This window comes from Candidatus Obscuribacterales bacterium (genome assembly GCA_036703605.1).
GTDB lineage: Bacteria > Cyanobacteriota > Cyanobacteriia > RECH01 > RECH01 > RECH01.
In genome coordinates this window covers 1-1,827 of the sequence record DATNRH010000352.1, presented here as the reverse complement: position 1 = coordinate 1,827, position 1,827 = coordinate 1, and the positions used below count along the sequence as shown (strand labels likewise).

2 protein-coding genes are annotated in these 1,827 nt (G+C 51.7%); both read right to left on the bottom strand.

Annotation, left to right across the window (positions count from 1 at the left end; genetic code table 11):
* The coding region (locus V6D20_07470) for a portal protein (GenBank protein HEY9815622.1) at positions 1–776 on the bottom strand (776 nt) is incomplete at its 3' end.
* The coding region (locus V6D20_07465) for a hypothetical protein (GenBank protein HEY9815621.1) at positions 745–1,827 on the bottom strand (1,083 nt) is incomplete at its 5' end. The genes V6D20_07470 and V6D20_07465, both read right to left, overlap by 32 nt.

The following is a 1,827-nucleotide window of genomic DNA, read 5'->3' as shown; positions in this document are numbered from 1 at the left end:
GCATCCTCCATCTCGTCAATAACGTCCTTGACTTCTTTCTGATAGACGGCCTTGGTCTGGCCAAGCGGGTCTTCATAGATCAGGACGCGCTCTTTCTTTTTCTTCTTGTGGTAGAACTCACCAATCTTTATCTCGTCATTCTTTGAACGCCAGAACCACGTATCAGTCTTGTTCGGCTCCTTGAAGGGTGAAGGCTTATCACCCTCCTCCCAATCAATGCCATTCTCCTCAGTGAATCGCTTCCAGCCCCGCTCGGTGAACGTGGTCAGGATGCAGCACCAATGAGCGTCTGACTTATCTTTCTTCTTGGCGTTACTGTCCCAATACACCACGTTATTAGCCTCAGAGATAGGCTCTGCGTGAATGCGTTGGAGGTTGGACATGTCATCGAACTTGGATTCGTACTCCGTGACATAACGGAATGCGCCATAACCACAGTCAACCTGATCCTGTAGGGCGGTCTCGATAGCCTCCTCAGAACGCATCATATCCGTGCGATACATGCCGGTCAGAGTCTCAGCCGCTTCAGGCTCCGCCCCGTCCTTCGGCTTGAAGGTAATATCAACAGGGTTTGACCACAGCTCAGCCAGGATACGGTTACGCCGTGACTTGATGAGATCGAAGGTTCCTCGAAACTCAGTTTGTACGTCCGCGCCTATCTCGTCATCCCATTGGGAGATACGACCAAATACCAGCATGGCGCTGGATTCTTCCCGCGTTACTGACGTGCTGGTGTCTTCGTCGTCAACGAGTTCTCTGATTTCTTCGAGTTCCATGCCTGTGTCCCATCGGTTTTATAGGGGGCGGTACAAATGATGATCTGTTGACTATTTTATCAGGAATTGCTAACGACATCATCACGGCATCAGCCATGTTTGGTGAGTCGATGTCAAGCAATCGCTTCATGTCATCCTTGCTCATGATCTGGAACTTGCCATTTCCGTTACGCTTGCGGGGTATCCGGCATATCTCAGACCTAAGCCGCTGCATATCCTTGATGTCTGATGAGAAGCTCAACATCTGGTCAGGGTCTTGGTATTCGTCAAACTCTACCGCCCGATATGTCCTGTACATCCTATCACGAAGGGCTGCATAGAACTGACTGCGCTGATTGGCGAAGGCGTCACGGTTTGGCCTGGGCAGTGCTGAGTTATCCTCTATCGGATCATACATGGCATCCGGGCGCTGTGGTGTCTCACCCCCACGGAATGCGTATTGCTCGATAGGCTTACCCTTCAGGTTCTGTGCTACGTCTCGTCTAAGTCCCAATCCTAAGCCGTCAGCATCCCAGATATAGTCATCAGCACCGACATTGATAGCATAGTCCGTAGACCAATCCACGCCTTCAGCAACATCACCGTGTACCATGTCGCACACATCGTAGAAGACTGAGCCATGACGGAAGGCCAGACCTTTAGCATCATCCCCACGGTCTGAGGGGTCATGTGATACCACCTTGCGGCCTGTTACCTTGAAGTTCAGCTTCTCATGGGCGTCAATGCAGGCATCGAACCACTCAGGCTGAATGATGGCATCGTCTACCGTATCCAGGAACTTGCCCTCCCAGATCCAGTCATACTTCGCTCTTGTCTGGTGTGCGTAGTCCCATGCCCTCAGCTGCTCCTGCTCATCAGACCACCAAGGATTATCCCGCCAGTTGACGACGACAATGTAGTGCATGTCGTCTTCATAGTAGCCCTGTGTCTCCAGCTCTTTCTGGTACGGCACAATAAACCGCTGAGAGAATGGATCACCGGATGACTGGGGGTTAGCTGAGAACCAGCACTGTGCGCCAGGGTTACGCAGGATAGTAGGCAGGAGTTTATC